The 4,919-nt window shown below is 62.5% G+C and carries 7 protein-coding genes; 2 read left to right on the top strand and 5 right to left on the bottom strand.

The features are described from left to right. The 5 genes from sutA to glnK form a co-directional block, all read right to left on the bottom strand. The coding region (gene sutA / locus LO50_RS19335; RefSeq protein WP_044316049.1) for a transcriptional regulator SutA at positions 1-320 on the bottom strand (320 nt) is incomplete at its 3' end. Between the two features lie 78 nt (positions 321-398). Next, a complete protein-coding gene (locus LO50_RS19340) occupies positions 399-824 on the bottom strand; it encodes a secondary thiamine-phosphate synthase enzyme YjbQ (protein ID WP_044316046.1) in 426 nt (141 codons plus the stop codon). A 102-nt stretch (positions 825-926) separates the two neighbouring features. Next, a complete protein-coding gene (locus tag LO50_RS19345) occupies positions 927-2,177 on the bottom strand; it encodes an ammonium transporter (RefSeq protein ID WP_014821768.1) in 1,251 nt (416 codons plus the stop codon). Positions 2,178-2,300: 123 nt separating this feature from the next. Continuing rightward, positions 2,301-3,617 carry an ammonium transporter gene (locus LO50_RS19350; protein WP_044316047.1) on the bottom strand — a complete coding sequence of 439 codons (1,317 nt, stop codon included), beginning with the start codon at positions 3,615-3,617 and terminating at the stop codon, positions 2,301-2,303. A 38-nt stretch (positions 3,618-3,655) separates the two neighbouring features. Further along, complete coding sequence (gene glnK, locus LO50_RS19355; protein ID WP_003096476.1) at positions 3,656-3,994, bottom strand: P-II family nitrogen regulator; 339 nt, start codon at positions 3,992-3,994, stop codon at positions 3,656-3,658. A gap of 398 nt (positions 3,995-4,392) precedes the next feature. Between glnK and LO50_RS19360 the strand changes: the two genes are divergently transcribed. Next, positions 4,393-4,653, top strand: a complete 261-nt coding sequence (locus LO50_RS19360) for an accessory factor UbiK family protein (RefSeq protein ID WP_013981620.1) — start codon at positions 4,393-4,395, stop codon at positions 4,651-4,653. A gap of 36 nt (positions 4,654-4,689) precedes the next feature. Beyond that, on the top strand, positions 4,690-4,919 hold a 230-nt coding region (locus tag LO50_RS19365; RefSeq protein WP_044316048.1), incomplete at its 3' end, for a magnesium chelatase domain-containing protein.

The raw sequence follows: 4,919 nt of genomic DNA on the forward strand, positions 1-4,919 counted from the left end.
CGACTGCCGTACTTGCTATCCGGCTTCTTCGGCGGGTCGGCGACCACATTGGGCTCGACTTCCTGCACTTGGCCGCCACGCGCGAGAAATTCTTCCATGGCCCGCGCCAGTGCATCGCGCTCTTTCTGCTTGGCTTCCAGGCTCGGCAGTTCGTCCGGTTCCACGGCCTTCGCCTTGGCCTTCTTGGCCGGCGTAGCGCGCTCGCTGTCGGTCCCTTCGTCGTCGAGACTGTCGTCGCCATCATCGGCAGCGTTCAGCTCTTCCCCTTCCTCCTCGTCGCTAACGTCCAGATCGTCTTGTTCTAGTTCTTCGTCGCTCATGTTCAACCTCATGGCCTTGCCAAAGCGGAGTAAGTTATAGCCCAGCGATGCGGAAAGACCGACACCGCCAAAAAAAATTCAACTTGCCGTCCCGTGCAGCGTTGCCACAATCTGCCGCGCGCCACCCTGGTCGCGGTGCTCTCCGAGATAGATGCCCTGCCAGGTACCGAGTACCAGCCCCCCATCGCTGACCGGCAGGCTCAACTGGCAGCCGAGCAGGCTGGCCTTGAAGTGCGCCGGCAAATCGTCCGGCCCTTCGTAGTCGTGCTCGTAGCCTCCCTCACCCTGCGGCACCAGGCGATTGAAGAAGCGCTCGAAATCTCGCCGAACCGCTGCATCGGCATTCTCGTTGATTGTCAGCGAGGCCGAGGTATGCCGCAGCCACAGGTGTAACAGACCGACCCGGCATTGCCGCAGTTCCAGCAGTGCGTCGAGCAGCTCATCGGTGACGAGATGAAAGCCGCGTGGCCGCGCGCGCAAGGTGATCAGGGTCTGTTGCCACATGTTCGAAGACTCATGTTCAACGGCTGGTCGCGCGCATTCTAGCGTGGCGCCAAAAAAAACAAAGGGCGCCAAAAGGCGCCCTTGTCATGAACCAGCGAATCGTTACTGGCGAGTGAACTCCGGATAGGCTTCCAGACCGCACTCGACGACGTCCACGCCCTCGTATTCCTCTTCCTCGCTGACACGCAGGCCCATCACCGCCTTGATGATGCCCCAGACGATCAGGCTGGCGATGAACACCCAGAGGAAGATCGACACCAGACCCAGCAGCTGGGCACCGAAGGTGGCATCGGCGTTGGTCAGAGGCACGGCCAGCAGGCCCCACATGCCGGCAACACCGTGCACGGAGATGGCACCGACCGGGTCATCGAGCTTGAGCTTGTCCAGGCCAAGGATGCTGAACACCACCAGCACACCACCCACGCCGCCGATCAGGGTCGCCTGCAGAGCGCTCGGGGTCAGCGGTTCGGCAGTGATCGCCACCAGACCGGCCAGCGCGCCGTTGAGCACCATGGTCAGGTCGGACTTGCCGAACAGCAGACGCGCGGTGATCAGCGCGGCGATCAGGCCGCCTGCAGCGCCCATGTTGGTGTTGACGAAGACCTGAGCGACGGCATTGGCGTCTTCGATGGTGCTCATCTTCAGCTGCGAGCCACCGTTGAAGCCGAACCAGCCCATCCACAGGATGAAGGCACCGAGGGTCGCCAGCGGCATGTTGGCACCGGGGATGGCGTTGATCTGACCGTTCGCACCGTACTTGCCCTTACGCGGACCGAGCAGCAGCACACCCGCCAGAGCAGCCGCCGCACCGGCCATGTGTACGATGCCCGAGCCGGCGAAGTCGAGGAAACCCGCCGCGTCGAGGAAACCACCGCCCCACTTCCAGAAGCCCTGAACCGGGTAGATGAAGCCGGTCATCACCACGGCGAAGGCGATGAACGCCCACAGCTTCATGCGTTCGGCCACCGCACCGGAAACCACCGACATGCAGGTCGCGGCGAACACGATCTGGAAGAAGAAGTCGGCACGCGCGGAGTAGTAAGGCGCGTCCTCACCACCGGCGGCGACCACGTCGACGGCGTTCTCGTCGCCGATCAGGAAGCCCAGGCTCGGCAGGATGCCGCCGTCCGGGCTGGAGTACATGATGTAGTAGCCGACCAGCAGATACATGATCGACGCCAGCGCGTAGAGCACGATGTTCTTGGTGAGGATCTCGGCGGTGTTCTTCGCCCGGACCAGACCGGCTTCGAGCATGGCGAAACCTGCCGCCATCCACATCACCAGCGCTCCGCAGATCACGAAGTAGAAGGTATCGAGTCCGTACTGGACGGGTATCAATGCAGTGCTATCCATGTTTCACCTCTTGCTGTCGCGCTTTGTGCGCTGTTCGGTCCACAGGCCATCGCATGCCGCGTCGATGGCCTGTGCCGCTTTTCGGATTGGCCCCGGGGTTGGCTCCGGGGTGCCCTGAATGGATTACAGGTTGTAGCCACGCTCGTTATGCAGGCTGAGGTCGAGGCCGATGGTCTCCTGCTCCTCGTTCACCCGCAGGCCCATCACCAGATCGATCGCCTTGAGGATCAGGTAGGTGACGATGCCGGTGTACACCACGGTGAAGAGCACGCCCTTGAACTGAATCCACAGCTGCAGGCCGATGTTCTCCACTTCGCCGAAGCCACCCAGCATGGGTGCCGCGAAGATGCCGGTGAGCAGCGCACCGACGATGCCGCCGATGCCGTGCACACCGAAGGCGTCCAGCGAATCGTCGTAGCCGAGCTTGCGTTTCAGGCTGGTGGCGCAGAAGAAGCACACCACCCCGGATACCAGGCCGATGACCAGAGCGCCCATCGGGCCGACGGTACCGGCAGCCGGTGTGATGGCGACCAGACCGGCAACCACGCCGGAGGCGATGCCCAGCGCGCTGGGTTTGCCGTGGCCGATCCACTCGGCGAACATCCAGCTCAGCGCCGCAGCGGCAGTTGCGATCTGCGTGACCAGCATGGCCATGCCGGCCGTACCGTTGGCGGCGATGGCCGAGCCCGCATTGAAGCCGAACCAGCCGACCCAGAGCATTGCGGCACCGACCAGGGTCAGGCCCAGGTTGTGCGGCGCCATCGGCGTGGTCGGATAGCCCTTGCGCTTGCCCAGCACCAGGCAGGCCACCAGGCCGGCGATACCGGCGTTGATGTGCACCACGGTGCCGCCAGCGAAATCGAGCACGCCCCAATCCCACATCAGGCCGCCGTCGCCGCCCCAGACCATGTGCGCGATCGGCGCGTAGACCAGGGTGAACCAGACGCCCATGAACACCAGCATCGCGGAGAACTTCATGCGTTCGGCGAAGGCGCCGACGATGAGCGCCGGGGTGATGATGGCGAAGGTCATCTGGAAGGTGATGAAGACGCTTTCAGGGAAGGCGCCGACCAGGCTGTCGGGCGTCAGACCGCTGAGAAAGGCGCGGTCCAGGCCGCCGACGAAGGAATTGAAGTTGGTGACCCCAGCTTCCATACCGGTGGTGTCGAACGCGAGGCTGTAGCCGTAGACCATCCAGAGGATGCTCATCAGGCCGGTGACCGCAAAGCACTGCATCATCACCGAGAGAATGTTCTTCGAGCGGACCATGCCGCCGTAGAACAGCGCCAGCCCAGGGATGGTCATGAACAGCACCAGCGCAGTGGCCGTCAGCATCCATGCCGTGTCGCCTGAATCCAGCGTTGCCTCCTGCGCCAGGGCCAGGCCTGGACTTATCAGAGACAAAAGGGCTCCTAGCCCTGCGAATTTTCGCAGAGTCATGGTTTTACTCCTGGGGCGTGGGGGTTCGGAGGTGCTGCTTAAATCGCGTCGGTATCGGTTTCGCCGGTACGGATGCGGATGGCCTGTTCCAGGTTGACCACGAAGATCTTGCCGTCGCCGATCTTGCCGGTGTTGGCCGCCTTGGTGATGGCCTCGATGACGCGATCGAGCTGATCGTCGGCGATGGCCACGTCGATCTTTACCTTCGGCAGGAAATCGACGACGTATTCGGCACCGCGATACAGCTCGGTGTGGCCCTTCTGACGACCGAAGCCTTTGACTTCGGTTACGGTGATGCCCTGTACGCCAATTTCCGACAGCGACTCGCGCACGTCGTCCAGCTTGAACGGCTTGATGATGGCAGTGACTAGTTTCATGAAAACTTCTCCCGTTTTAGGTGGACTTGCCCCAGAAGTACGAACCCGGCTCAAGTCTAAGCTCAGTGTCTGGCTCTTGTAACGCTCCGGCTGTAGCCGGTCCGCAGTCCGACACCACCAACCTCTCCGACAAAGCGTCGCGAATCACCGATGCACCGCAACCCGTTGGTGCATGCGTCGCTGGGGACAAAGCAGAATCAGTGCCAGCTTTACGCAATGCCCGTTTTTACGGGGTGCGCACGGATGGAATGGATGCCCGACGGACGGTAGCGGCCAGAACACGCACAATATTGGTGCGCGCATGCACCAACAGCTGCTCATTTTTTGTGCACACCACCTGAGAAAGACCGGAAAAAGCCCGTGCTACACTGCGCCCGGTTCAACCACAGGTGTTTTCAATGTTGCCGCCAAAAGCTTTCCTAGATGCCATCGGCTCCCAGGCCTCGCGCCTGTTCAACGGCGAGACGCCGCTGCCGCGTGGCGAGTTCGAAGCCCAGCTCAAGGGTGTGGTCCAGGGCGCACTGAACAAGCTCGACGTGGTCAGCCGCGACGAATTCGACAGCCAGATGGTGGTGCTCGCCCGCACCCGCGCGCGCCTGGAGGCGCTCGAAGCCAAGGTTGCCGAACTGGAAGAAAAGCTCACGCCGCCCGCGTCCTGACAGACCGGGCCGCGACACGATCAAAGGAGTGATCGGATGTCCCTGGCCATAGTTCATAGCCGCGCGCAGATTGGCGTCGAAGCGCCGTCGGTGACCGTCGAAGCTCATCTGGCCAACGGCCTGCCGGCACTGACCCTGGTCGGCCTGCCGGAAACCGCGGTCAAGGAAAGCAAGGATCGCGTGCGCAGCGCCATTCTCACCTCCGGCTTCGATTTTCCCGCTCGACGCATCACCCTCAACCTCGCCCCCGCCGACCTGCCAAAGGA

The organism is Stutzerimonas stutzeri (assembly GCF_000935215.1).
Classification (GTDB): Bacteria; Pseudomonadota; Gammaproteobacteria; order Pseudomonadales; family Pseudomonadaceae; genus Stutzerimonas.

What these genes read in the sequence shown, in the direction of transcription:
- LO50_RS19345 (WP_014821768.1), bottom strand. Translation starts at nt 2,177, where the DNA reads ATGGATAGCACTGCATTGATACCCGTCCAGTACGGACTCGATACCTTC.
- LO50_RS19340 (WP_044316046.1), bottom strand. Translation starts at nt 824, where the DNA reads ATGTGGCAACAGACCCTGATCACCTTGCGCGCGCGGCCACGCGGCTTT.
- glnK (WP_003096476.1), bottom strand. Translation starts at nt 3,994, where the DNA reads ATGAAACTAGTCACTGCCATCATCAAGCCGTTCAAGCTGGACGACGTG.
- LO50_RS19350 (WP_044316047.1), bottom strand. Translation starts at nt 3,617, where the DNA reads ATGACTCTGCGAAAATTCGCAGGGCTAGGAGCCCTTTTGTCTCTGATA.
- LO50_RS19360 (WP_013981620.1), top strand. Translation starts at nt 4,393, where the DNA reads ATGTTGCCGCCAAAAGCTTTCCTAGATGCCATCGGCTCCCAGGCCTCG.